27 protein-coding genes are annotated in these 25,008 nt (G+C 49.6%); 3 read left to right on the top strand and 24 right to left on the bottom strand.

The genetic code is table 11. The annotated features are described in order from the left end of the window. Positions 1-17: 17 nt before the first annotated feature. The 4 genes from rbr to HNQ47_RS07515 form a co-directional block, all read right to left on the bottom strand. On the bottom strand, positions 18-554 hold the full coding sequence (gene rbr / locus HNQ47_RS07530) for a rubrerythrin (RefSeq protein ID WP_183328783.1): 537 nt from the start codon (positions 552-554) through the stop codon (positions 18-20). 64 nt (positions 555-618) lie between these two features. Continuing rightward, positions 619-1,008, bottom strand: a complete 390-nt coding sequence (locus HNQ47_RS07525; protein ID WP_183328782.1) for an Inorganic pyrophosphatase — start codon at positions 1,006-1,008, stop codon at positions 619-621. Positions 1,009-1,081: 73 nt separating this feature from the next. Beyond that, the gene (locus HNQ47_RS07520; protein WP_183328781.1) at positions 1,082-1,600 is read right to left on the bottom strand and encodes a thioredoxin domain-containing protein; all 519 of its coding nucleotides are present in this window, start codon (positions 1,598-1,600) and stop codon (positions 1,082-1,084) included. Then, positions 1,587-2,723: a glycerate kinase family protein gene (locus tag HNQ47_RS07515; protein ID WP_183328780.1), complete on the bottom strand. Its 1,137-nt coding sequence runs from the start codon at positions 2,721-2,723 to the stop codon at positions 1,587-1,589. Before HNQ47_RS07515 ends, HNQ47_RS07520 begins: the two co-directional genes overlap by 14 nt. A gap of 80 nt (positions 2,724-2,803) precedes the next feature. On the opposite strand from HNQ47_RS07515, the gene coaBC reads away from it, so the two are divergent. Further along, complete coding sequence (gene coaBC, locus HNQ47_RS07510) at positions 2,804-4,012, top strand: bifunctional phosphopantothenoylcysteine decarboxylase/phosphopantothenate--cysteine ligase CoaBC (protein ID WP_183328779.1); 1,209 nt, start codon at positions 2,804-2,806, stop codon at positions 4,010-4,012. Then, a complete protein-coding gene (locus HNQ47_RS07505) occupies positions 3,996-4,766 on the top strand; it encodes a type III pantothenate kinase (protein ID WP_183328778.1) in 771 nt (256 codons plus the stop codon). The genes coaBC and HNQ47_RS07505 overlap by 17 nt, the downstream gene beginning before the upstream one ends. 12 nt (positions 4,767-4,778) lie before the next feature. Here the strand turns inward: HNQ47_RS07505 and HNQ47_RS07500 are convergent, their stop codons facing one another. From HNQ47_RS07500 to HNQ47_RS07420, 17 genes are all read right to left on the bottom strand, one after another. Continuing rightward, positions 4,779-6,503 (bottom strand): ABC transporter ATP-binding protein, encoded by a 1,725-nt coding sequence (locus HNQ47_RS07500; RefSeq protein ID WP_183328777.1) that lies wholly within the window; start codon positions 6,501-6,503, stop codon positions 4,779-4,781. Next, positions 6,500-8,212 (bottom strand): ABC transporter ATP-binding protein, encoded by a 1,713-nt coding sequence (locus tag HNQ47_RS07495; protein ID WP_183328776.1) that lies wholly within the window; start codon positions 8,210-8,212, stop codon positions 6,500-6,502. Before HNQ47_RS07495 ends, HNQ47_RS07500 begins: the two co-directional genes overlap by 4 nt. Before the next feature lie 80 nt (positions 8,213-8,292). Next, entirely contained in the window at positions 8,293-8,934 is a 642-nt protein-coding gene (gene nth, locus HNQ47_RS07490) for an endonuclease III (RefSeq protein ID WP_183328775.1), read from the bottom strand. Beyond that, positions 8,931-9,458 (bottom strand): DnaD domain-containing protein, encoded by a 528-nt coding sequence (locus tag HNQ47_RS07485; protein WP_183328774.1) that lies wholly within the window; start codon positions 9,456-9,458, stop codon positions 8,931-8,933. Before HNQ47_RS07485 ends, nth begins: the two co-directional genes overlap by 4 nt. Further along, positions 9,458-9,913 carry a hypothetical protein gene (locus HNQ47_RS07480; RefSeq protein ID WP_183328773.1) on the bottom strand — a complete coding sequence of 152 codons (456 nt, stop codon included), beginning with the start codon at positions 9,911-9,913 and terminating at the stop codon, positions 9,458-9,460. The genes HNQ47_RS07485 and HNQ47_RS07480 overlap by 1 nt, the downstream gene beginning before the upstream one ends. Positions 9,914-9,926: 13 nt before the next feature. Further along, positions 9,927-10,604: a 5'-methylthioadenosine/adenosylhomocysteine nucleosidase gene (locus tag HNQ47_RS07475; protein WP_183328772.1), complete on the bottom strand. Its 678-nt coding sequence runs from the start codon at positions 10,602-10,604 to the stop codon at positions 9,927-9,929. After that, positions 10,601-11,302, bottom strand: a complete 702-nt coding sequence (locus tag HNQ47_RS07470; RefSeq protein ID WP_183328771.1) for a class I SAM-dependent DNA methyltransferase — start codon at positions 11,300-11,302, stop codon at positions 10,601-10,603. Before HNQ47_RS07470 ends, HNQ47_RS07475 begins: the two co-directional genes overlap by 4 nt. Further along, entirely contained in the window at positions 11,295-11,633 is a 339-nt protein-coding gene (gene rsfS, locus HNQ47_RS07465) for a ribosome silencing factor (RefSeq protein ID WP_183328770.1), read from the bottom strand. The genes HNQ47_RS07470 and rsfS overlap by 8 nt, the downstream gene beginning before the upstream one ends. Positions 11,634-11,645: 12 nt before the next feature. Beyond that, positions 11,646-12,659, bottom strand: coding sequence for a nicotinate (nicotinamide) nucleotide adenylyltransferase (gene nadD, locus HNQ47_RS07460; RefSeq protein ID WP_183328769.1), 1,014 nt, complete (start codon positions 12,657-12,659; stop codon positions 11,646-11,648). After that, entirely contained in the window at positions 12,656-12,946 is a 291-nt protein-coding gene (locus HNQ47_RS07455; RefSeq protein WP_183328768.1) for a YhbY family RNA-binding protein, read from the bottom strand. The genes nadD and HNQ47_RS07455 overlap by 4 nt, the downstream gene beginning before the upstream one ends. After that, positions 12,946-14,040, bottom strand: coding sequence for a GTPase (locus HNQ47_RS07450; protein WP_183328767.1), 1,095 nt, complete (start codon positions 14,038-14,040; stop codon positions 12,946-12,948). Before HNQ47_RS07450 ends, HNQ47_RS07455 begins: the two co-directional genes overlap by 1 nt. Continuing rightward, positions 14,033-14,566 carry a YqeG family HAD IIIA-type phosphatase gene (locus HNQ47_RS07445; protein ID WP_343052949.1) on the bottom strand — a complete coding sequence of 178 codons (534 nt, stop codon included), beginning with the start codon at positions 14,564-14,566 and terminating at the stop codon, positions 14,033-14,035. The genes HNQ47_RS07450 and HNQ47_RS07445 overlap by 8 nt, the downstream gene beginning before the upstream one ends. 15 nt (positions 14,567-14,581) lie before the next feature. Then, entirely contained in the window at positions 14,582-16,147 is a 1,566-nt protein-coding gene (locus HNQ47_RS07440) for an NAD(P)/FAD-dependent oxidoreductase (RefSeq protein ID WP_183328765.1), read from the bottom strand. Further along, complete coding sequence (locus HNQ47_RS07435) at positions 16,144-17,166, bottom strand: acyltransferase family protein (protein ID WP_183328764.1); 1,023 nt, start codon at positions 17,164-17,166, stop codon at positions 16,144-16,146. The genes HNQ47_RS07440 and HNQ47_RS07435 overlap by 4 nt, the downstream gene beginning before the upstream one ends. A gap of 1 nt (position 17,167) precedes the next feature. Beyond that, a complete protein-coding gene (alr, locus tag HNQ47_RS07430) occupies positions 17,168-18,322 on the bottom strand; it encodes an alanine racemase (protein WP_183328763.1) in 1,155 nt (384 codons plus the stop codon). Further along, the gene (locus HNQ47_RS07425; protein ID WP_183328762.1) at positions 18,316-19,365 is read right to left on the bottom strand and encodes a D-alanine--D-alanine ligase family protein; all 1,050 of its coding nucleotides are present in this window, start codon (positions 19,363-19,365) and stop codon (positions 18,316-18,318) included. Before HNQ47_RS07425 ends, alr begins: the two co-directional genes overlap by 7 nt. Further along, complete coding sequence (locus tag HNQ47_RS07420) at positions 19,362-20,717, bottom strand: UDP-N-acetylmuramoyl-tripeptide--D-alanyl-D-alanine ligase (protein WP_183328761.1); 1,356 nt, start codon at positions 20,715-20,717, stop codon at positions 19,362-19,364. Before HNQ47_RS07420 ends, HNQ47_RS07425 begins: the two co-directional genes overlap by 4 nt. 341 nt (positions 20,718-21,058) lie before the next feature. On the opposite strand from HNQ47_RS07420, the gene HNQ47_RS07415 reads away from it, so the two are divergent. Continuing rightward, on the top strand, positions 21,059-21,451 hold the full coding sequence (locus HNQ47_RS07415) for an HIT family protein (protein WP_183328760.1): 393 nt from the start codon (positions 21,059-21,061) through the stop codon (positions 21,449-21,451). A gap of 2 nt (positions 21,452-21,453) precedes the next feature. Here the strand turns inward: HNQ47_RS07415 and HNQ47_RS07410 are convergent, their stop codons facing one another. The 3 genes from HNQ47_RS07410 to HNQ47_RS07400 are packed head-to-tail and all read right to left on the bottom strand — an operon-like array spanning position 21,454 to position 24,989. After that, positions 21,454-22,248 carry a hypothetical protein gene (locus HNQ47_RS07410; protein ID WP_183328759.1) on the bottom strand — a complete coding sequence of 265 codons (795 nt, stop codon included), beginning with the start codon at positions 22,246-22,248 and terminating at the stop codon, positions 21,454-21,456. A gap of 34 nt (positions 22,249-22,282) precedes the next feature. Then, complete coding sequence (locus HNQ47_RS07405; RefSeq protein WP_183328758.1) at positions 22,283-24,268, bottom strand: ATP-dependent DNA helicase RecG; 1,986 nt, start codon at positions 24,266-24,268, stop codon at positions 22,283-22,285. Continuing rightward, positions 24,255-24,989: an LD-carboxypeptidase gene (locus HNQ47_RS07400; protein ID WP_183328757.1), complete on the bottom strand. Its 735-nt coding sequence runs from the start codon at positions 24,987-24,989 to the stop codon at positions 24,255-24,257. The genes HNQ47_RS07405 and HNQ47_RS07400 overlap by 14 nt, the downstream gene beginning before the upstream one ends. Positions 24,990-25,008 lie beyond the last annotated feature (19 nt).

Below are 25,008 nucleotides of genomic sequence, written 5' to 3'. Positions count from 1 at the left end.
ATCACAAGAAGCAATTTTTAATAGTTTTCTTTTAATTCCTGGAAATATGCTTTCGGATGCGCACATACCGGGCATTTTTCCGGCGCCTGTTTGCCGACGAAAACATGACCGCAGTTCAGGCAGATCCATACGGTTTCATCTTCTTTGACAAACATCGTATTGTCGGTCACATCTTTGATCATCGCATTGTAGCGTGCCTCGTGACGTTTTTCAATGGCTGCAACGCCGTCAAACAAACGGGCAAGATCCGTGAATCCTTCTTCACGTGCTGTTTCGGCAAAGCCTTTGTACATTTCTGTCCATTCGTAATTTTCACCGGCAGCTGCGTCCTTCAAGTTATCCAATGTGGAAGGCATACCATCGTGCAGTGCTTTGAACCACAATTTGGCATGTTCTTTTTCATTGTCCGATGTTTCATTAAAGATGTTCTGCAATTTTACATATCCGTCTTTTTTTGCCTGCGATGCGTAGAATTGATATTTTACGCGTGCCTGGCTTTCGCCTGCAAAAGCAGTCATTAAATTTTGTTCTGTTTTTGATCCTTTTAAATTCATATGGATACCTCCTTGCGCCTATTGTAACATGAATTGCCGAAAAAAAGCTTGAGGTTTGCTCAAGCTAATCATTAATAGCCCATGACGGCACAGTATTGACGCGCCGAACCAGAATGGCTTTTTGAAATTCAGTTTGATTTAAAAATTCCAGGATCCGCGCCGATTCCTCTTCTGTACAGCCAATCAGCAGCCGGACCAGGCAGTCCTTGTCCAGAATGTCCGTAGTCACCGCGATCGCGGTCACATCATTGGTGTTTTCTGAGCCCTTGTATGCATAGACTTTTTCTGCCTCCGGGCTGGTCGCATCGCTCAAAGCACCGTAATCGACCGGATAAATCAAATTGTGATAACGCTCATGTGCGGAACCTTTCGGATATTCGATTTTCAGCGTTCCCGACAAAACCAGAGAATCCAGCTTCTGCCAGAATAACGCATTGTTTTCTACTTCGTTCATGATTCCTCCTGTAAACCTTTTACGAAAACATTATAACATTAATGAAAATGTTTTCAATCCGTGAAATCCACTTTCAATCCGGCTGATTGTCTTCCACAAAGTCCCAGTACTCATCTGCTTCGGCATTTGAAAAGTCGATGAGCGAATCATTATCCCAGACCGCGACCGTATTATGATCGGCATCAAAGCCGATACCCTCTTTGATCACCTTGCCGTTGCGGATCACATACACAGCTGGTGTATAGCTGTAGTACGGCGCCATCTTCAATAAGATCTGACCGTCTTCATCATCTGTGGTCAGCTGATCGCTGCCTTCGGTCCGTTCAAAGGTCACACCGGACATATCCAGACGATAGATCACCACGCCATCATGTTCATCCTTGGTTTGTTTGATGTATTTATTCAGTTTTTTACAATATGGACAGTTGTCCCGCTCCACTAAAAGCACAAAATCTTTCTTTTTATTCAACATGCGCTGCAGGCGGGCTGCGGAGATATTGATTTGTTTATACGGTTCAGCCTGTTGACAGGCTGTCAGACCGATCATTAATAATCCAACTAGAAATAAGGAAAGAATTCTATTTTTCCTCATTCGCATCCATCCTTTCTATCATATGCGTCAATGAAAACGCCAAAGCTTCCAATTTCTCTGCACTGCTGGCCAGTGCCTGATGAAAAGACATCGCCCGGTCGGCACTAGAAAAGATCCCGGCCATTCCGGCTTCATACAATGCCTCATATCCCGGTCCCAGGGCCCCGCTCAGGCACAAGACCGGTTTATTATAACGGTTGGCGATCTGCAGGACACCGAAGACCGCTTTGCCGTACATCGTCTGTGCATCGGTCTGTCCTTCACCGGTAAAGACCCAGTCACAGTCTTGAATATCCTGCTCCAATCCAGAGTATTCTGAAACCACATCGATGCCGCTGCGGGCTTTCGCATGGAAAATGCTCAGCAGCACCGAACCAATACCGCCGGCCGCGCCTGATCCCGCCGGCGCATCCAGGTTCACATGAAATGTCTGCCGCATCTTGTCGCGGTAGCGCCGCATCCAGCGATCGATATCTGCCATCTGATTCGGATAAATACCTTTCTGACGGCCGAAAACATAAGTCGCGCCTTCAGGACCTAGTAAATGATTGTTTACATCACAGGCAACAGTCATTTTAACATCTGGTTTCTTAAAATGGCTCTTATCAATATAAGCAATACGATTCAATGCATAGACATCCGGTTCCAATACCTGCCGGTTCCGGTCGTAAAATGTCACGCCGAATTCACTGAGCAGGCCCATACCGCCGTCATTGGTGCTGCTGCCGCCCAGCCCGATGATCAAATGGGAGCATCCACGGCCCAAAGCATCTTTCATCAAGATCCCGACGCCGCGGCTGCTGGCAACCATCGGATTGCGTTCATTGCGGGGACGCAGATTCAGACCAATGCACGAAGCGACATCGATGACTGCCGTATAGCCATCATACGCATAATAAGCGCGCAGCGGCTGCCCATAGGCATCGACCGTATCACAGGCCACACGTTCGGCATGCAGAATTTCCGCAAATACATCGGCGGTTCCTTCGCCGCCGTCCGCCATCGGATGACAGGCAGTTTGGATGTTCGGATCTGCGCGCAGAATGCCTTTTTCTGCACTGGCACAGGCTTTGGCAGCGCTCAGACTTCCTTTAAAAGAATCGCTCGCAATCACTATTTTCATGTTAATATTTTAACATATAAAACATTGAGTTCAATATAGCCATACTATATAATAGTAACAACGCAAAGGGGGTCCAACCCATGAAAAAGAATGTTTTAGTCGGTGTCTCCGGCGGCATTGCGGCCTACAAAGCCTGCGATTTTGTCAGTACACTGTCCAAAAAGGAATACGACATCAAAGTGGTCCTGACCGAAAATGCGGCACGTTTCGTCCCGCCGATCAATTTTGAAGCGCTGAGCCATCACAAAGCCGAAGTGTCCTTGTTCGACGAAACGAATGAAGACCCGATCGCACATATTAATCTGGCCCGCTGGGCCGATGTGTTCGTGCTCATTCCGGCCAGTGCCGATGTCATTGCCAAAGTAGTGCACGGCATCGCCGACGATCTGCTGACGACGACCTTTTTAGCCTGCACTTGTCATAAGATCATCTGTCCGGCCATGAACGTTCACATGTACGAAAATCCGGTCACACAGGAAAACTTGACCAAAGCACGCAGCCTTGGTTATCAGATCATCGATCCTGCTACGGGCATCCTTGCCTGTCAGGATACCGGTAAAGGTAAGTTAGCGCCGGTTCCCGATATCGTTCAGGCTGTCGATGATTATTTTGAAGCTTCACAGTCATTAAGAGGCAAACATGTGCTGATCAGCGCCGGCCCGACGCAGGAAGCACTGGACCCTGTCCGTTATATTACCAATCATTCCAGCGGCAAACAAGGCTATGCGATCGCCCGTGCAGCTTTGGCATGCGGCGCAGATGTCACATTGGTCACCGGCCCGACCAAACTGGCCGATATCCAAGGGGTAACGATGATCAAGGTCACCAGTGCCTGCGATATGTTCGAAGCAATGAAGTCACAGTATGACTGGGCAGATTATGTCATCATGGCTGCAGCGGTATCCGATTACCGGCCGGAAGTTGTATTCGATCAGAAAATGAAAAACAAAGATGAAAATATTACGTTCCGTTTTGTCAAGAATCCGGATATTCTAGAATATCTGGGGGCCCATAAAACCCATCAGATCATCTGCGGGTTTGCGATGGAGACAGAAAATCTCGACCAAAACGCCCGCCATAAATTAGAAACCAAGAACTGTGACATGTTGATCGCGAACAACCTGTTCACCAAAGGAGCCGGGTTCAATACCGAAACCAATGTCGTCACCTTGCTGACGCGCAAGGAAAATATTCATCTGCCAAAATTGACGAAAGAAGAACTTGGTTATAAAATCTTAGAAGTACTGCAGAATTTGGAAAAGGAACAAAAACATGTTAGCAGCAATTGATATCGGAAATACAAATATTACGATCGGTTTGATCGACAATGATAAATTGGTCGGACGCTACCGCCTGACGACAACATCCTCCCGCACCAGTGACGAATTTAGTTTCACACTGAAAACATTCGCCGATATGGCCGGCATCACACCGGCGGATATCGATGACGTGATCATTTCCAGCGTCGTGCCGAAAGTCATGCATTCATGCCGGAACGGCGTGGTCAAATTTTTCGGTGTGAGCCCGATCATCGTGCGGCCAGGCGTGAAAAGCGGCATCAGCGTTCAGATGGATCCGCCGCGTTCGGTCGGTGCGGACCGGATCGCAGATTGTGCCGGTGCTTATTATGAATACGGCGGCCCCGTCCTGGTCATCGATTTTGGAACTGCCACGACCTATGATTTTGTCGATGAAAATGGTTCATTCAAAGCTGGTGTCATCAGTGTCGGCTTCCAGACCGGTGCCAATGCCTTGTGGACACAAACCGCACAGCTGCCGGAAATCGAAATCAAAAAACCGCGTACGGTACTGGCCAAAAGCACGCAGACCGAAATGCAGGCAGGTATCTTCTATCAGTACATCGGCGGTACAGAATATACGATCCGACAGATCAAAAAAGAAACCGGCTGCCCGAATCTAAAAGTCGTTGCGACCGGCGGTCTGGGCCGGATGGTTTCAAATTATACAAAAATGATCGACGTATACGATCCGAATTTGATCTTCAAAGGGCTGAATATCATTTATAAGAAAAACAAAGGCTGAGCCTTTGTTTTTTTATGCCTGAAACTGACTGTTATAAAGCTGCGCATAGAAGCCATGCTCCGCCAGCAGCGAGGCATGTGTTCCTTGTTCAATGATTTGTCCGTCTTTCATGACCAGGATCCAGTCGGCATTCTGTATGGTCGAAAGCCGATGGGCCACCACGAAGGCCGTCCGGCCTTTCATCAGAGCATCGAACGCTTTTTGAACGAGCACTTCGGTCCGGGTATCGATCGAGCTGGTGGCTTCGTCCAAGATCAACATCGGCGGATGCACAAGCATGACGCGAGTGATACAGAGCAGCTGTTTCTGTCCCTGACTGAGGCTGTCCGCATATAAAACCGTATCCAGACCGTCTGGCAGCCGCCGGATGAATTCATAACTGTGAGCAGCCCGCGCTGCCGCATAAATTTCCTCATCCGCAGCATCCGGTTTGCCAAGGGTGATATTTTCTCGTACGGTTCCTTGCCGGATCCACGTTTCCTGCAGCACCATACCAAAAGACCGCCGCAAAGACGCCCGGGATACATCGCGGATGTCCATGCCGTCGATGCGGATCGATCCGGCATCCACATCATAAAAACGCATCAGTAAATTGATCAAGGTGGTCTTGCCGCAGCCGGTCGGACCGACCAGCGCGATCTTACGGCCCGCATTTGCATGCACATTTATATGCCGGAGCAGCGGCTTGTTCCGATCGTAAGAAAAATTCACATCACAGACCGCAATATCACCTTTTACATCACTCAGTTCCGCAGCCGGATCCGTTGATTCCGGACGGGCATCCAGCAGTTCAAAGACCCGTGCAGCACAAGCCAATGCATTCTGCAGTTCACTGATGACGCTGCTGATGTCATTAAAAGGCTTCATATATTGATTGGAATAATTCAGCAGTACGGATAAGCCGCCGATGGTCAGCGCATGCGCAAGGATCTGCCGGGCGCCGAAGACCAGCACCCCGGCATAGATGATACCGTTGACAAAGCGTGTGCATGGATTTGTCAGACTGCTGTAGAAAACGGCCCGCCAGCTGTATGCATGAAGCTCATCATTCAAAGACGCAAATGCAGCCGAAGCTCGGTCCTGATGATCAAACGCCTGCACGACTTTCTGATGGCCGATCATCTCATCGATCAAGCCCGTCTGCCGGCCCCGTGTCTGCGTCTGCAGCCGGAACATACGATAGGAACGGGAAGCAATAAAACGTGCCACCGCAAAGCTCAGCGGCGTGCATACGACGACAAATATCGTAATGAGCACGCTTTTTACCAACATGAAGACCAATGTCGCAAAGATCGTCAGCACACCGGTAAACAGTTGCGTAAATCCAAGAAGCAGGCCGTCAGAAATTTGATCGATGTCTCCGATCACGCGCTGTACCAGATCGCCGGTCTCGCGCTGATCAAGGTAAGAAAGCGGCAGACATTGGATCTTTTCCATGACTTGATCGCGCATATCTTTGACGACTTGATAGGCAATATGATTATTGATGACATTCATGGTCCAGGTGCTGACCGCATAACCGATGATCAGCACAAAAATGCGGCGGCCGTTTATCCCCATCAATGACCAATTCACGTGCTGCGGCGAAACGATGCAGTCGATCATGTCACCGAATAAAATGGGAATATACAGACTTAAAAAGACCGAAACAGCTGCGAGGATCAAACTGAGCACGACTTGGATCCGATACACACGGATGAATTGAAGGATACGGCGGACGGTTTCTTTTTGTGTCATACGGAAGCCCCCTTGCCCTGTGATGCATAAATTTCCTGATAGACGCGGCAGCTCTTCAGTAATTCCTCATGGGTACCGAGGCCGACCTGTTCGCCGTCATTCAAAACGATGATCTGATCGGTATCGCGGACGCCTGAAATACGTTGGGAAACGACAAAAACTGTCATGGGCAGCTGGCGCAGTGCCCGGCGCAGTTTCGCATCAGTCGCATAATCCAGGGCGCTCGCACTGTCATCCAGGATCAAAATGCGCGGCTGTCGGACCAAGGCCCGGGCAATCGTCAAACGTTGGCGCTGCCCGCCGGAAAAATTCCGTCCTTCTTGTTCCACTTCTGCATTCAGTCCGCCGGCTTTCCGACGCACGACATCTTCTGCCTGTGCAATAGATAGAGCCTGCCACAACGTTTCATCGTCGGCATTTTCATTGCCCCATTTTAAATTGTCCCGGATCGTTCCTTTAAACAAAACGGCCTGTTGAGGGACCATGCCGATCATTTGCCGCAGGCTGCTGCGTTGGTAAGCACGGATATTTTTCCCATCCATCGTGATCGTGCCTTGATCCGCATCATAGAAACGGTCCACCAAATGAACAAGCGTACTTTTGCCGCTCCCGGTCGGCCCGATGATACCGATGGTCTGCCCCTGTTTGACCATAAAATTCAAATCGTTGAGCGCGGGTTCTTTTGCGTGCGGATAGGTCATGGATACGTGGTCAAACGTAAGGACAGTTTCCTGCGGATCATCCGTTTCCTTCCCGAAGGTCATCGACGGCTGCACCGCCAGCACATCGGCTACCCGCCGGGCACATGCCAGCGAACGGTTGATGGTCACGATCAAGGAGGCCAGTTTGATCAGTTCGACGATGATCTGTGCAATGTAGTTGTATAAAGCCACAACATCCCCGGTTTGAATGATACCCAACTGGACTTGGACAGCCCCTTGACGGATCAGCAGGATCGCGGCGATATTCACAATGGCATAAGTGAGAGGATTCATCAGCGCGTTGATGCGGCCGGTCTTCTCATTCATCTGTGTCAGGGCGGTATTGCGGGCATGGAATGCATCGATCTCATCTTGTTCTTTACAAAAGGCACGCAGTACACGGACACCGGTCAGGTTTTCCCGCGTGCGGCGCAGCAGAACATCAAGTTTTTCCTGCACTTTCTGAAACATCGGAATGCAGGTGCGCATGATCAACGCGATCACAGCTGCCAACAGCGGAATAACAGCCGCAAAGATCAAGCCGCAGCGCCGGTCGATCGTAAAGGCCATGATCATCGAACCAAAGACAATAAACGGACTGCGCAGAAGAAGCCGCAGCGCCATGTTCCAGCCATTCTGCACTTCGTTGATATCACTGGTCAGCCGGGTGATCAACGTATCCGTGCCCAATTCATCCAGTTCCGTATAAGACAGCGTCTGGATGTGATCAAACATCGCCTGCCGCAGATCACAGGCCAGGCCGACAGCGGACTTAGCCGCAAAATACTGGGCAATGATACTGCAGGCCAAGCCGATGGCTGCCAAGCCAAGCAGGATCCCAAAACAGCGCAGAATATAACTGTTATCATTGCCGGCAATGCCGACATCGATACAGTCGGCGACCACCAGCGGCACAAGCAAATCAAAAAACGCCTCGAGCATCTTGAACGCCGGGGCAATGATACTTTCTTTTTTATATTTTCTTACATACGAACGTAAAATATTCATGGTTTTATCATAGCACGAAACCTAGGTTTTCAAAATCAATAAAGAAAAAGCATTGAATCATCAATGCCTCAGTGAATTTCTTATCGTTTTTTCTTATAAGCTTCCAGCTTCTCTTTTTTACAAAAATCCGCAAACGGACAATCTTCACATTTCGGATTGCGTGCGGTGCACTGATACCGGCCGAAGAAGATGAAATCATGATGCGCCTGATTCCAACGATCCCGGTCGATCTTCCGCTTCAGCTTTTCTTCCACCTTGCGGACATCGTCTTCCGGCTTGGCCAGACCCAGACGTTTACTGACACGTTCAACATGTGTATCGACCGCAAAGCTGGGAATATCAAAAGCAACCGAACGCACGACGTTCGCTGTTTTCCGTCCGACTCCCGGCAAAGATTCCAGATCATTGAACGAAGAAGGCACTTCGCCGTTGTAACGTTCCATCAATGCCCGGCTCATCGCTTTCAGCGAGCGGGCTTTATTGCGGTAAAGCCCGATGCTGTGGATGTAGTGTGCAATGTCGTTCACATCAGCCTCTGCCATGGCTGCAGCATCCGGGTATGCTGCAAACAGCGCCGGAGTGACCCGGTTCACCGATGCATCGGTCGTCTGAGCGGACAGCACGACTGCCGCCAATAATTGATACGGCGTTTCGTGATTCAGTTCGCATCGTGCATGCGGAAATAATTTCTCCATTTCATCGACAATTTCATTCGCATTCATCGTTTTCCATTCTCCACATCTTCCGGGCTCAGTCCTTTTTCCTGCCATCGGACTAAAATGGTTTCAATATAGTTCAGGTTTACTTTGCCGTAAACAATGGCTTCATTCAGTGCACAGATGACCATCCGCTCATCGTAGGCACCTGCCATATCCAGGATCCGCTGCATCTCATTCGGACTGAGAGTGCGTTTCATCGCATCTTCAAAGCGTGCGACCAGCGGCTGTCCGAGCGCGGTGCCGTCATTGTTTTCCTGCGCGACACCGGAAATATCGAAGATCAGACTGCCGTTTTCCAATTTTGTCGTCAGATAGCCCTTGTCCGACAGACGCAGAAAAACCGATTCGATTTTTTCTACATCCAAGGCAGTCTTTTCACTGATCCATTCATGCGTGATATTGCGTCCGGTACGGTTCGCAAATTCGATCAGAAACAAGACCACGGTCTCTTCGGGGTCCAGATGCAGATCTTGTAAATGGTCAAGGATCCACATCAAATGATCCACATAACTTGCATTCCATTCCATTATTGCAGCTCCCTTTGATACACTCGCTCAAATGTATCATAATCGATCAAGATCATGTCCCATTTTCCTTGGATCACATAACACGGATTGTCATACCCATAGCCCAGTTCGATGGACTCGGCTTTGATGCCGTAATTATCGGCCGCCATTTTTTCCGCTTTATCGTAATCCAATGTGCTCATCTTACGGGTCGTGATGATCTTGCCGTTGGCATCAAACCAATACAGCTTCTTGCTTGTATAGCCCTGATACGTTTTATAGTCAAATTGATGCACCGTCACGCCTTTTATGCCCGGCACCTTCTTTTCGATGACCGCAATATTCTGCGCTTCGACGGCTTCCTTGATCCGGTTCGGCCCGCTGATAAACAATGACCAAAGAACCAAGATCATGAAAATCAGAATGATCCACAATAAAGCGGTAAAGCGACGATTAAAACGACTTTCTTTGGCCATGTTTATCTCCTTTCTAGCGTGCTTCGATCCAACTGCGGATCAGCTTGGCAGTTTGTTGACTGGCTTTTTCTGCATATTCAGAAAATTCCATCGGATTGTCTGTGTGATGTACGACATCGCTTAAGCAGCGCACGATCACAAATAGCACCTGGAACGAGGTCGCAACCTGAGCAATGGCACCGCCTTCCATTTCGGAACAAGCCGACTGCGGAAAACGGCTCATCAGTTTTTCAAAATCTTCCGGCCGGGCCATAAATAGATCCTGGCTGGCAATGGTTCCGACATGATATCGGATGCCGACTGCCTCTGCGGCTTTCGCACACGATGCGGTCATATTCGCATCGACCGGATACACCAGACCGATGCCGGCTGTGCCGTCGATCGGTGAGGTATCAAAATCAGCCTGCACCACTTCATCGCTGATGACGATATCCAGCACTTGTTCATCTTCTTTCAGCCCGCCGGCTGTGCCGACATTGATCAAGGCCTCCAGATCATATTCCATACACATGATGGCCGTTGTCATGGCCGCGGTCGATTTTCCGATCCCGCTCTTGCCGATCACGACGTCCTTGCCGCCGATCGTACCATGATCCAGCTGCACACCGGCAATGGTCTTGGTTCCCTGAATATTCGCAACGGACTCGATGGCTTCAACTTCGACATCCATCGCCGCAATAATTCCGATCATATATTTTTCCTCCTTAACACATAGAAATATTTTTCGCCTGGAACGATTCCTTTCTGATCAAAATCTGTCCTGACATCGACCAGATCGAACCACGGCGCTGCCCATTCAGATAAATCCTCCGGCTGGTAGACCCGCTGCAGATGATGTTCCTGCATGGTCTGCCCATCAGGCAGATAGAACGCGAAATCCTGATAGATCCAGTCATCCTCGCTCTCGATCGACCACTGGTAATCGGTCCCGTCGGTAAAACGGCCCGTTTCATTCCACTCGTTCTGAAATTCTGTCAGCCGGTCCAGCGCGTGCGTATCAAACAGAAACAATCCATCTGTTTTTAGATGATCATGGACCTGATGAAAAAACGCCTGGACTTCCTCCGGTTCGATCAAATAATTGAAACTGTCACAAAAGCAGCCGATCGCAGGATACGTCGGCAAATTCTCCAGCCGTGTCATATCCTGACATAAAAAGCGGACATTTGAACATTTTTGTGCCGCCCGGCTGATCATTTCCGGACTGAGATCCAGGGCGGTCACATCAAAGCCGTCCTGCGCCAATCTGCGGGTGATCTCCCCGGAGCCGCAGGCCAGTTCCAAAAACGGGCCGGGCGCTGTATACGATTCGATCCAGCTGACCCAGGCCTGGGTCGCTTCATCATCCTGGACCAGGTCATCGTAATAGGAAGCCAGTCGGTTATACATCGTACTCTACCTTCGGACAGTCTTCGTACAAACGGTCGATCTTATAGACTTGCCGTTCATCCTGCACGAACAGATGGACGACCACTTCCTGCAGGTCGATCAAGATCCACTTGGAATCGGATTCCCCTTCCTGCCGGATATCAATTTGAAAACCGGCTTCCCGCACTTTATCTTTGATGTTGCGGGCAATCGCGTTGTTCTGACGCAGGTTCATCGTTGTAGCAACGATCATATCGTCCACAAACGGTGTCAATGTACGGCAGTCGTAATCCACGACATGAGTTCCTTTACGTTCTAAAATGGCTTGAATGACAACTTCTTTTAATTCCATTCGTTTCCTTTCTTATTGATTTAAATACTTTTTATTTTCCTCTTTACACCAGGCAAAGCCGGCGTCAATATCCTTTTTACAAGCTTCGATCATTGCCGAAGAATCATACCCGCGCAGCGGATCGGTCTTATCGGCACAAAAGACGATTTCCGCATAAGGATCCGTGCTGGTTCCCAGCACATGATGATAGATGGCAGCCTTGATCTGCGGATCATCGATATAGAAAATGCGGTCGACGATCTCGCTGCCGACGAAACCATGCCATACCGGTACGGGATAGGCTTCGTTTTCGGGGCAGAGAATATCCATCCATTGGATCATCGCCTGCTTCGGCATCGCCTTGGCCACATCATGGAATAAACCAATATAATATGCTTTCTGCGTGTCCAAGTGATTGGCCCGTGCCATCTCTTCACATAAATTGGCAACGGATACACTATGACGGTATCGATGCGGTTTGACACGGCTTTCGATAAATCCTTTTACGTATAAACGATGATCATATATATAATTCAGCACCTCACGCGGCAGATAGTTCAGCTTGTTGCCGCAGCGGATCTCACTGGAAGAGACCGGCATCATCGGCATATGACAGCGTTGGATCGCATAGTTCGTATCATTTAGCTCACCGTTGCGGTCAAAGCACACAAAGTGTGCCAGTTTGACCAACGTCTCCGGCTCTTTCCAATCCGCGAACTGCTTGAGCTGATCGTTGCCGATCAGCCAGTAAAACGTATCATGCGGATACATTTGTTTCAGCTGCCGCAGCGTATCAACCGTATAACTGATCCCTTGGCGTTCTAGTTCCATCGTACAGACGCGGAAACGATCATTGCGGGCAGCAACGATCTTGAGCATGGCCAGCCGATGTACATCGTCGGTCAGGCCGCGGTCTTTGAGCGGCGTCTTTTTTGAAGGCATGAACCAAGCCTGGTCACAGCCCAATGTGGTGACGGCCTGTTCTGCCATGGCGATATGGCCTTCGTGCACCGGATCAAAGGAACCCCCTACAATAGCGATCTTCATTTCTTCAGCCCCATGATGTTTTTATCGGAACGCCGATAGAGCACGAAGGTATGACCGATGATTTGTATGATTTCACTATGGGTGCGCCCGGCACATTCGATGGCTGCTTCCCGGCTGCCGACCGGACTGGTTTTCAGCAGTGTACATTTGACCAGTTCCCGCGCTTCCAGCGCATTGTTCAAAGAACGGATCATATTTTCACCGATACCGTCTTTGCCGACCTGGACGATCGGCCGCAAAGCCTGGGCATTTTTTCTTAACAATTTCTTATCTGCTTTGGATAACACTAAATCATCGCCTTTCTGAAGGTGACCTGCACCCCTTTATGTACTCTCGCATAAACCGACTCGACCTCGCCGCTGATGCAGAACCAGCCTAAGCCATGGAAAACGACATCGATTTTTCCTTTCAACTTCGGCATCTGATAGGTATGCATCGTCAGCAGCGACGTATCGACAGCCGGCACAAGCATCTCATTTAAATGTTTTTTCCACAAGTCATCTGCATTCGCCAGCTTGCCGCGGTGGATTTTCAGCTGCCGGGAAAAATATCCCACAACACTGACTTTCCCCTTGATCACGACATCCAGCCGGGCCAGACCGCCGACCGCAAACGACTGATCTTCATAAACTTGTGAAACAAACGGCCGGATCGGCTTCACAGGAATGACCGATTTCAGATCTTCCGGCTGCAGATACGAAAGCATGCTGTGGTGATTCTCAATGCCCGGCGTATCATAAATCGTATAGCCGTCCTGCGGGATCGGTACCAGATCCAGGGTCGTGCCCGGATTATGACTGGTCGTCAGGTCTTTGCCTTCCAAAAGACGGTTCAACAAAGTCGACTTGCCGGCATTGGCCGTTCCCATGAAAACGACATCACGGCCTTTTCGCTCCCGTTCTATAGCAGCACGGATCCGGTCGATCGCAGCCTGTCCCGGTTCGGAAAGCTGGCTCTTTGGCGAACGGGTCCGCAGATTGCCGCAGATCAAAATATCTTTGACCTGTACATTTTCTTCCTGCAGACGCGCGTTGACAAAATCCAGCAATTTTTCATCCGTCACGGTCAACGGCAGCACATCCCGCTTGGTCAATATCATTATAATATCTGTATCCGGCAGCCGTTTATTGATCCGTGTGATCCAGTCGGACTCAAAACAAAATATATCAACGATCCAGAAGACCAGACCGTGAATGCTTAATATTTTTGAGAAAGTCTCTTCGGCATTGATGCCCTTCTGCATATTAACGGTCAGTTCCCCGTAATGACGCAGCTTGAAACAACGTTGGCAATAGGCCGCATCCAAAGTCGGCGTATAGCCCAATGCTTCCGGGTCTTCGTTCTGCAGCTTGATGCCGCATCCTTTACAATATTCAGTCATCGTAATCCCCTTTCCTGAACGAATATTTTTTCTCTAAATAACGGAAAACAAATTTTTCCAGTAAACGGTTCAACATGGTAACCCCCTTATCCGATGTTGAAACCGGGTTCGTTAAGATCGTGTACAAGCCGATGCGGTTCCCGCCAAGAATATCCGTGAAGATCTGATCGCCCATGATGGCCGTATGCGCTGCATCCGTATGAGCGTGGTGCATCGCCCGTTTCAGCTGATAAACCAATGGTTTAAAAGAAAACCCATATGCTTGATCGACCGGCAGGTCTTTGACAAAGCGCCGCACCCGCGAAGGCCGCGAATTAGAACAGATCATAGTTTCGATGCCGGCCTGCTGTACCCGCCGCAGAAACTGTGCAACCTGTACATCGGCATCCCGTTCATGCGGACCGGCCAACGTATTGTCAATGTCGCATAAAAGCAGGCGGATGTGATTTTCTTTCAAGCGGCGGACATCCAAATTCCTGTAGCTTGAGATATAGTAATCGGGTTTGAATAATTTCACAAATCTTATTACCTCGGATTTATTTTACTGTCCGTACGCAAAATATTCAATGAGTTTCTCTGCACAGCGGATCCCGTCCACAGCACTGGTCATGATCCCGCCGGCATACCCGCTGCCCTCTCCGCATGGATACACGCCTGTAAATCCGGCAGTCAGGTCCGTGTTCCGGACGATGCGGACAGCCGAACTGCTGCGCGTTTCCGGGGCAGTCAGAACGGCTCCGGAAGAAACAAACCCAGGCACTTTGGCCTCAAAATGCGGCAGTGCCTCATGCAGGGCATCATTGACCGGCATCGGGAGTACCGTATTAAGATCAACGGCAGATACGGCCGGCTGATAGGTCGGCTGGACCGTAAATGCATGCTTGCCGCCGTATAAATAATCGTCGGCCCGCTGGCAGCACGCCTGATAACCGCCGACCACTTCATAGGCTTTCTGTTCGATGGCTTCCTGATAATGCAGGCCCGCAAAGAGCTCATTCCCGTAATCCGAAGCATCGACCTGAACCAACAGCGCACTGTTGGCATTGGTCCCGCCGCGGTCGGCATAGCTCATGCCATTGACGACCAGATGTCCCGGCTGGGCACAGGCAGAAATCACATAACCGCCCGGACACATGCAGAATGTATACACGCCTTTATTTGCGGACGTGGTATACGTCAGCTGATAACGGGCCGGAATTAAACGAGGATCTGTGCTGTGGTCCCTTAACATCGCTCGGTTGACCCATTCCTGAGTATGCTCGATGCGGACACCGACCGCAAAGCGTTTGTTTTCCATGGCCAGCCCGCGGTGATGGAGCATCATCACAGTATCACGGGCGCTGTGGCCGATGGCCAAGATCAAAGCACTGCAGTCTGACCAGCTGCCGTTCACACAGATCCCGGTCAGCTTACCGTTTTCGATCTGCAGATCATCCAGGCGGGCGTCAAAGCAAAACGTGCCGCCCAACTGTTCAATTTCTTTGCGCAGCGCAATGATGATTTGTTCAAAAGCGTCCGTACCAATGTGCGGATGCTGATCGATCAGGATCTCCGGATCGGCGCCTAAGTGCACAAGGTCGCTGAGGACCTTGCGGCAGCGGGGATCTTTACTGCGGGTGGTCAATTTGCCGTCGCTGAAGGCACCGGCGCCGCCTTCGCCAAACTGAACGTTACATTCCGGATCCAGCGGGCCGCCGTGCCAGAACGATTCCGTTTTCTGCCGGCGCTGCTCAATACGGCTGCCCCGTTCAATGATGACCGGACAATAGCCTGCCTGTGCCAATGTATAAGCGGCAAACATGCCCGCCGGACCGAAGCCGATCACATACGGGCGGGTCTTCAGCGGATGGCTGCCCGGCTGGGCCGGGTGATAGGTTTCGTCCGGGGTCGGCTGAATATCTTTCCGTTTTAAAAAACGTTGTTCATTTCGTACCGAACAATCTACAGTATACGAAAAAAAGATCTCGCGATGGCGCGCGTCCACGCTTTTGCGATGAATCGACCATGCGAAAAGATCTCTTTTTTCTATATGGAGTTTTTTCAGTATACGCGCTTCAATTTCTTTTTGATCTTCACTTGCGCATTTTACTTGAAACAATCGGATCATAATAAGTTCTCTAAAACTGGATAGCGGTCTTTTAATGTCAGTACAGCCGTGGCAAAGCACTGCGCCAGTCCCAAGGTCAGGAAATAGACGACCAGATGGGCATGGGGCATCACGGCCAGTAAAATCTTCGCAAACAGAATATGTGAGGTATAAATCAACAAGGATTCATGCCGCATATTCAGATAACGGGCTTTATACGGCCGATCATCCGTCAGCAGGGCGTTGACCAGGAAATACACACACGGAACCAACATCAAGTCCATGCTCGTTAAGTCCCGCAGCAGACCAGCCCGGTCATAAAGCGACACTTCGATGATCAGCAGCACAAAACTGATGGCCCAGCCGATCACCGAGACCCGATGCGGCAGACGGCGTGTCCGCGAAAGCAGCAGCCCGATGGAAATAAACATCGGTCCAAAGAAGATGCCGTTGCGCGACGTCGTAAAGACTTTTGTGAAAAAGCCAAAAAAGAAAGTCACGTACGGCCAGCGGCCCGATTCCCAGAGCGGTGTATAAACGTTGATCATATAACCGATCAAGTACAAGATCAGTGAAATGAACAATGTGTGTTTCATCCCGTACCGGCGGTACAGTCCATAAACGATAGCCATTCCAAGCATCAATGCCGGGAAGAACCACAAATGATAGTAACTTCCGTTCAGGATCAAATCGCGCAGATAAGCAAAGATGTGATACCATTTAAACTGCGCACGGGTATAATCCCAGATCGTATACGGAAGATATATCACGGTCCAGATCAAATATAATTTCAATAAACGGGATTCATATTTTTTTAAGTTGGTCCAATTGGCTTCCTCATTGTCTTTCTCCCATTTGCGGAAGAAAAAGAATCCCGAAGTTACAAAGAAAAACGGTACTGCCATACGGCAGAGCGTTTGGATCCAATACATATTAAACGTTGGTGAAACTTCATAAAACGGATATGTATGGATACATACTACAAGCAGAGCTGAGATATATTTCGCAATATCAATTGCACCGTACTTTTTTCTTGCCACTTCATTTCCCTCTTTTTTTCATTCTCGGAACCCGTGCAGCCAAAGCTGACAAGGTTTCGTTATTGATCGTATGTGCTTTCCGGCTGATCTCATCGATCGTTACACGCTGACCGTTCTGCGTACCAACCAGACAAGCTGTATCTCCTTCCTGCACATCCGGTACCTCTGTCGCATCGACCATCAACTGATCCATGCAGATGTTGCCGATCTGCGGACAGCGATGTCCGTGGATCAAAACTTCCCATCCTTGGTTGGATACCAGGCGCGGCAGGCCATCCGCATAACCGATCGACAAGGTGGCCACCTTGGTCGGTCTTTCTGCCGTAAAATGGCGTCCATAGCTGACCGTCATGCCCGGCTGGATGGTCTTCACAACACTGACATTGGCATACAAAGATAAGACCGGAATAAAATCCGGATCGCTGCGGATCGGGATCGCATCATCACTAGTGACGCCCATCCACAATAACCCCGGCCGACAGTAGTCCATTCCTAAATCACCGTAATTCAGAATGCCGTAGCTATTCTGAATATGGCGGATGCCCGGATCGATGCCTTGTTCCTGCAGGCCGTTCAGCACTTCTTGAAACAAACGGATCTGTCGTTCTGTAAAGGTCCGGCTGTCTTCCTGCAAGTCATCGCTGACCGGAAAATGCGAGAAAATTCCTTCGGTATGAACATGCGGCAGGCGGTATTCCGCAAGGATCTCGTCCATGTGTTTTTCCTGCGGTTGATAGATCACGCCGGTCCGGTTCATTCCTGTATCCACTTTACAATGAGCGCGGATCACTTGGTGATGCGCTCCGGCAAAATCATTCAGTTTTTGTGCATAAGCATAGCTGCATAACGACTGTACTAAATTTTTTTCATATAAATAGTGAAAATGTTCCGGCGGTGTATAACCGAGGATCAAAATATCCTGCGTAATGCCATGATCGCGCAGATTCAGTGCTTCATCAACACTGGAAACGCCAAAAAAATCCACACCAGCATCTGCCAGCACCCTTGCACAAGCTACATCCCCGTGCCCGTAAGCATTGGCTTTGACGATGCCCATGATCTTGGTTTTACCGACAAGTTTCTGTACTTCGGCCAAATTATGAACGATGGCTTGTTCATCGATCTCGGCCCAGGCACGGCTGCGTGCCTCTAACATACGCCGACCTCGCGCTCCATGGCCAGATCGATCAGACGGTCGATCAGATCCGGAAATTCCAGACCGGCTTCGCTCATCATCGTCGGATAACGGCTGGTTGCCGTAAAGCCAGGAATTGTATTCAGTTCATTAAGGATCACTTTTTTATCCGGCAGCACGAACATATCAACACGTGCCATACCGGTACAGTTCATGGTCCGATAAACACGGCAGGCCAGTTCCTGCGCCCGTTTGAAAGTGTCTTCATCGATCTCGGCCGGACAGATGATCTCGGCCCCTTTCATCTCATATTTTCCTTCAAAATCAAAAATATGACCGTGGATACGGATCTCATCCGCTTTACCAGTCGTCAGTTCCCGGTTGCCCATGACTGCCATACCGATCTCAAAACCATCGACAGCTTCTTCCACAAGCAGTTTGCCGCGGCCGTCGTATTTCCACGCTTCAGCGATGGCATCCTCGTATTGTTCCTTTTCGGATACAAATTGGACGCCGTAACTGCTGCCCGCGTTGCATGGTTTGATGACCCATGGCAGCGGCAGTTTTGCGCTTAATTCTTCAAAGCCAGGATGCGGTTCATCTTCGCGTAAACAAACATAGTCCGCACATGGAATGTTCGCCTGGCGGCATAAAATGTGCATGATTTCTTTATCCATGATCATGGAGCTGCTCAGCACATCGCAGCCGACATAATGAATGTTCATCAGTTCCAACAAGCCTTGGATACAGCCGTCTTCACCGTTTTTGCCGTGCAGGATCGGGAACACACAGTCAAAAACAATGGCACGGTTCGAACCGTCCAGCGGCATGACGCCCTTGTGCACCCAGGCACACGGCACGGCATTTTCTTTCCATTGATCATGTTCAATTTTTTCGATTGGTCCGTCATATATGTAAAATTGGCCGCGCGTATCGATACCGATCATCGTCAGTTCATATCGTTCGCGGTGGATCTGGCGAAGAAACGATCCGGCTGAATGCAAAGACACCGAATACTCACTGCTCTGTCCGCCGAAAATGACCCCCAATTTTAACTTGCTCATACTTCTACCTCCCGTAACATCTGAACGGCTTCATCCATCTTCATGGCCCGGCTGCCTTTCACTAAAAGTGCGCAGTCGGTATCCAGAAGCGGAAGCAGATCGTTTACGGCTGCTTCTTTCGAAGCGTACCAATGACCGATCTTTCCGGCAGCTTCAGCCGTTGCCTGCGACCGTTCTCCTACACAATATACTCCATTCAATCCTTTTTCTAAAGCGTATTCGCCGATTATTTCATGTAAACGTTTTTCATTATCGCCTAAGTCCAACATATCGCTTAAAAATGCATAATGCTTGGCCGTCGGCAGCGTCATCAACGTATCAATGGCGGCTTGTGCACTTTCCGGATTGGATTTATAGGTATCATCCAAGATCACGGCTTTACCGACTTCGATCAGCTGCGTGCGCATCTTGGTCATTTCCAAATGCGATAAACCATAAAGGATCTGCGTTTCGCTCAGGCCTGCATCTTTGGCCGCATAAATAGCCGGCAGGGCATTGAATGCCTGAAACGTTCCCAGCGTGTTCATGAACACCCGTTCCTGCAGTGCGGAACAAGTAAAGGAGATCCCGTTTTTCCGCGTTTCGACCGGCGAAGTCAGTGAAATCATGCCGTCGGTCCCAAATGAAACGATGCGCTTGGACGGATCGATCTCCATATCCGCCATGACGGCCGCAATTTCCGGACTGTCGCTGTTGTACAGAAACAAGCCTCCTGGTTTTAAGTTCTTTAAGATCTCACACTTGGCACGCGCGATGCCCATCTTGCTGCCGAGATTTTCCATATGGGCACTGCCGATATTCGTGATCACGGCAATATCCGGCCGGACCATCGTTGCCAAAAAATCAATATCGCCCGGATTTTCCACACCCATTTCGATCACTGCGATCTCACAGTCTTCATCCAGTTCCAGGATCGTCAGCGGCACGCCCAATTCGTTGTTCCGATTGCCTTGGGTCTTCTGCGTTTTTTTCGCCTGGGCAAACACACTGCAGAAAATATCTTTGGTACCGGTCTTGCCGTTGCTGCCCGTGATGCCGATCACTTTGCAGGAAAGGGTATCCATATAGGATGCGGCCAGCGCCTGCAGCGCTTTTTCTGTATCATTGACCAGGATCAGCGGACGGTGCGCCGGCAGCGGCGTGTGATCACGCTGCCACAGAGAAACCCCCGGCACCTGTTCAACAAACTGATGCCCGTCGACATGGGCCCCGATCATCGGTATATACAATGTATGTTCATTCAGTGTACGTGAATCAATAGAAACCCCGCAGACGAAAGCGGCCGGATCGTCACATCCGATCAGTTCGCCGCCTGCCATACGGGCAATTTCCTGAACTGTTTTTTTGATCATAAAACTTCCTCTTTATGTGTTGTTATTATAGCATATTCCCCACCCGTATTTTACGGGATTTGTCCCCACCCGACAGGAATTTTGGGCGGCTTTTGCATTATTTTGGTACAAAAATGGCCTATTTTGACAAAATATCCGCATTTTCCCACAATTATCACACATTCCGAGAGAAACTATGTGCTATACTTCGTATAAGCAAGGAGTAGAAGGCCTTGCCTGTATGAATAAACAAAATGGTATTCATACAATTTTCTATCCCCTTAATTTTGGAAAGTCAGGCGTCCCCTTAGCCTGACTTTTCCTTTTTTGTGTCGTATAATAAGCATCAGGAGGAAGATAATATGTGTATTTTTTGTGATATCGCTGCCGGAAAGATCCCGAGCAACACATTGTACGAAGATGACCAGGTCATCGCATTCTTCGATATCAACCCGACCAGCTACGGCCACTGCCTCGTCGTGCCGAAGCAGCACTGCGAATCCTTCCTGGACTGCCCGGCCGACGTACGGGATCATGTCTTTGAAGTAGCCCAGAAATTAGCGAACCGTTTATGTGACGTTCTGCATTGTGATGGTATGAACGTGCTGACCAATATCAATGAGGCAGCCGGGCAAAGTGTCATGCATTTTCATGTGCATTTGATCCCGCGCTATGCCGACAACGATACGCTTACGCTGGAATTCCATGAGATTCCGGAAGTAGATTTCGAAGAGTTATTAAAAATCACGAAGTAATGTTACTTCGTGATTTCTTCGATCGTATATTGTTCCTGATACAGCCGCTGTACGTATTCTGCGTATTGGCGGTTGTTTTTTTCATCGTCGGTCAAGTATGCCTTCAGGCCGTAGATATCTTGCTCAGCGACATCATCAGAATCATTGATTTCCGGCACACAGACCAGATAGTATAGCTCCGTCTGTGTTTCACCGGCCGTATAAGTCAACTGATAGATCCGGATGACACGGTCGCTGTTTTCAGAATTTTTTGATTTCATGAAAGCCGAATAGACCACCCGCGATTTATCCAATGAAATCCGTTCCGAAGATCCGCCGACTTCTGTCCGATAGATTTCTGTCGCATGATCATCAATATATTGGTCCGCTGCTTCCAGAATATTGCTCAGATAACTCTTATCAATTTGTTTTAATGAACTATATTGATCCGGCAGACCGGAAACTTTGATATCTTCGCTGAGGTGTGTAGGATTGAAATTGTATTCTTCCGCTGTCGCTTCATCATAGGTTGCGGTCACATGCACGACATCACCGTTCGATAATTCGGTATTCGGACTGGCTTCGAATTCTACCGTCTCCAGAAAAGCCGCCGTTCGCTGATTGATTTCCGAACTGTCATCCATGGTGACCGTCAGCGTCGCGTTGCCGTTTTCACCGCTGTATTCAAATTTGGCATTCTCCATTACATTCACATCGACCTTGCGCATAAAGGACATATAAGCAATGCCGTATAACACCACGATCATGATCGCGAGGCTGATAAAGTAAATCAGCTTATTTTTTAATTTCTCTGACATATCCACATTATACTACATTACCCGTCCGTATTTCTCAATCAAAGAATTCGGATTTTTCTGCTTCCTTGCGGACATACGTCAGCAGTTCTTCATCCACACGATCGGTGAGGATCTCCTGCGCATCCTGTACACAGGCTGCCATCATGTTCCGGTCTTTCACCGGATCGCCCAGCGCAAAGCTTGGTATGCCGCTTTGCCGTGTACCTAACAGATCGCCCGGGCCGCGAGTCTTCAGATCGTATTCCGAAACCGCAAATCCGTCCGTTAATGTTTCAAGCTTTTTCAGACGGCTGATCGCTGCCGGATCTTTGGAACTGCTCAGCAGAAAGCATTTACCCTGCACACTGCCGCGGGCCGTGCGGCCGCGCAGCTGATGCAGCGTGCTCAGGCCAAAATGATGCGCATCATAAATGACCATCAACGTTGCATTCTTCACATCGATGCCGACCTCGATGACCGTCGTGCTGACCAGGATGTCCAATTCATGGGCAGCGAAACGGCTCATCACGGCTTCTTTTTCTTCACCGGACATCTTTCCATGGATCAGACCAATGCGCAGATTTTTCAATGTCTGCTGCATACCCTTATATACAGAAAGCACACTGCGCACCCCCATGTCGTTATCTTCTTCGATCGCCGCACAGACCACATAGCACTGCCGGCCAGTTTGAATGTCTGCCAGCAGTTCTTTGATAAACGGCTTCATGCTTGTGCCGGCATAGTATTTGGTCTGGACCGGCTGACGGCCCGGCGGCATGGTCTTGATGCTGGAAATGTTCATGTTCCCGTAGATAAAATGGGCATACGTACGCGGGATCGGAGTGGCGCTCATCATGAGAAAGTCGACCAGCCGGCCTTTTTCCAACAAGGCGCGGCGCTGCCGGACGCCGAACCGCTGCTGCTCATCGGCAACGACCAGCCCCAAATCATGAAATTGTACGTTCTCCTGAAAAAGCGCATGCGTGCCGACTACGATCTGGATCGAACCTTCAGCCAGTCCTTCCAGGACCGCTTTTTTCTCTTTGGCTGACATGGCCGAGACATACAGACAAGCCGGCAGGTTCATCTGCTGCAGATTCTCAACGTGCTGACGAGCCAGGATCTCAGTCGGCGCCAGAAAAGCGCCCTGATGGCCGGAAAGCATGCACATATAAAGAGCCGCGGCTGCCACCACTGTTTTGCCGCAGCCGACATCTCCCTGCACCAAACGGAACATCACTCGCTCCGAACGCAGATCGTTCTTGATCTCATCGACGGCCGTTTTCTGATCGGGCGTCAGCGGATAGGCAAGCTGACTGATCCATGTCTCCAGCTGCTGAGCATCGAAATGCTTCGGCGGTTTTTTCAAATCATTCAGATCGCTTTGCGTGCTCTGCATCACGCATTGATAGATGAGGAACTCTTCATATTTCAGAGAGCGGGCTGCCTGGATCAAGTCGGCCTTGCTTCGCGGCTGATGCAGCCGGCGGATCGCATTGGGCACATCATCCAAACGGTATTTCTGCCGATAGCGCTCCGGCACATAAGTCGGGATCTCATAAACATACGGCAAAGCTTTTTTGATCATATCGCGCATTTCGTACTGACGCAGTCCCTGTGTCAGCGGATACACCGGATTCATGCCCAGCTGTTCGCTGAGCGGTTTAAAATTGAAATTCGCAGCCGTGACCCGATCGCCGCCCATATATTCCCCGAAGATCGTGATCCTTTTGCCGGAAGCAAACATATTCGTCCATGGCCGGTTGAATAAAGTAATGGATAATTCAACCGGTTCATCGGTAAGACGGACTTTGAACGACGTCTTGCTTCGTTTGCCGCCAAAACGCACCACATACGCCCGGTTGATGATCGTAGCCTCAAAGCAGACATGACTGTTCATCTGCCATTGTTCAAAAGGCATCCGCTCCACTGTTTCATAACGAAGCGGAAATGTCCGCAGCAGATCTTCCACGCTGGTGATGCCCATTTTAGCCAACAGGCCTGCACGACGCGGCGTGATCTTTATTTTACCAAGATCCATAGCTGCCTCCGATCCAGACGGCTTTCGAACGATTTTCATGACCGAACGGCAGTCCGGATGCCGTCACATGAGTATACTGCCCGGCAATTTTCCGCAGGCAGTCTTCATCATTCAATTCCGTAAATGTTCCCAGATACAGTCCGGAGATCCGTTCAAAGATGCCCATCATGGCCAGCTGGGCAAAATAACTGCGGATCCGGAAGGCATCACCGGAACGGCTTTCCAAATACAACGGCGAGCCGGTCAGGTCCGGCATATAAGGAGTTCCGGCTAATTTCAGAAAGCAGCGAATATTGCCGCCATATCCTTGTCCGATCACCAATTCGGACCAATCGCCGTTCAACGCTCGTGCCAATGCCCGGCGATTCGCATTGCCGACGATCTGAAACAACAGACACGGCCGCATGGGCCCAAGCACATTCAGAACGCAAGTCAGATCGCTGTAGCCGCAGAAGATCGTCTGCGATGACGCATACCGATCGAAATATAAATACGGAATGGTCTCATTGGCCAGATCGCCGCCGGATACGTCAAATAGAAAATCATATTTCCCCATCCATTCATTCCACAGTTTTGCCCGTTCCCGTCCGGCCGTCTGCTTGTATAAAAGCGGAGATACCGACACCGTATGACCCAAACTTTCCAGAAATGTTTTGGTTTCAATGATGCGCGGTCGGTTTTGGCAAGGGTCGGACAGACCGATCAATCCAATGCTTTTCATAGTTACAGTATACAAAAAA

The organism is Catenisphaera adipataccumulans (assembly GCF_014202755.1).
Classification (GTDB): domain Bacteria; phylum Bacillota_I; class Bacilli_A; order Erysipelotrichales; family Erysipelotrichaceae; genus Catenisphaera; species Catenisphaera adipataccumulans.
Note: the sequence above shows the minus strand (reverse complement) of the source record. Positions and strands in the feature narration are given on the sequence as shown.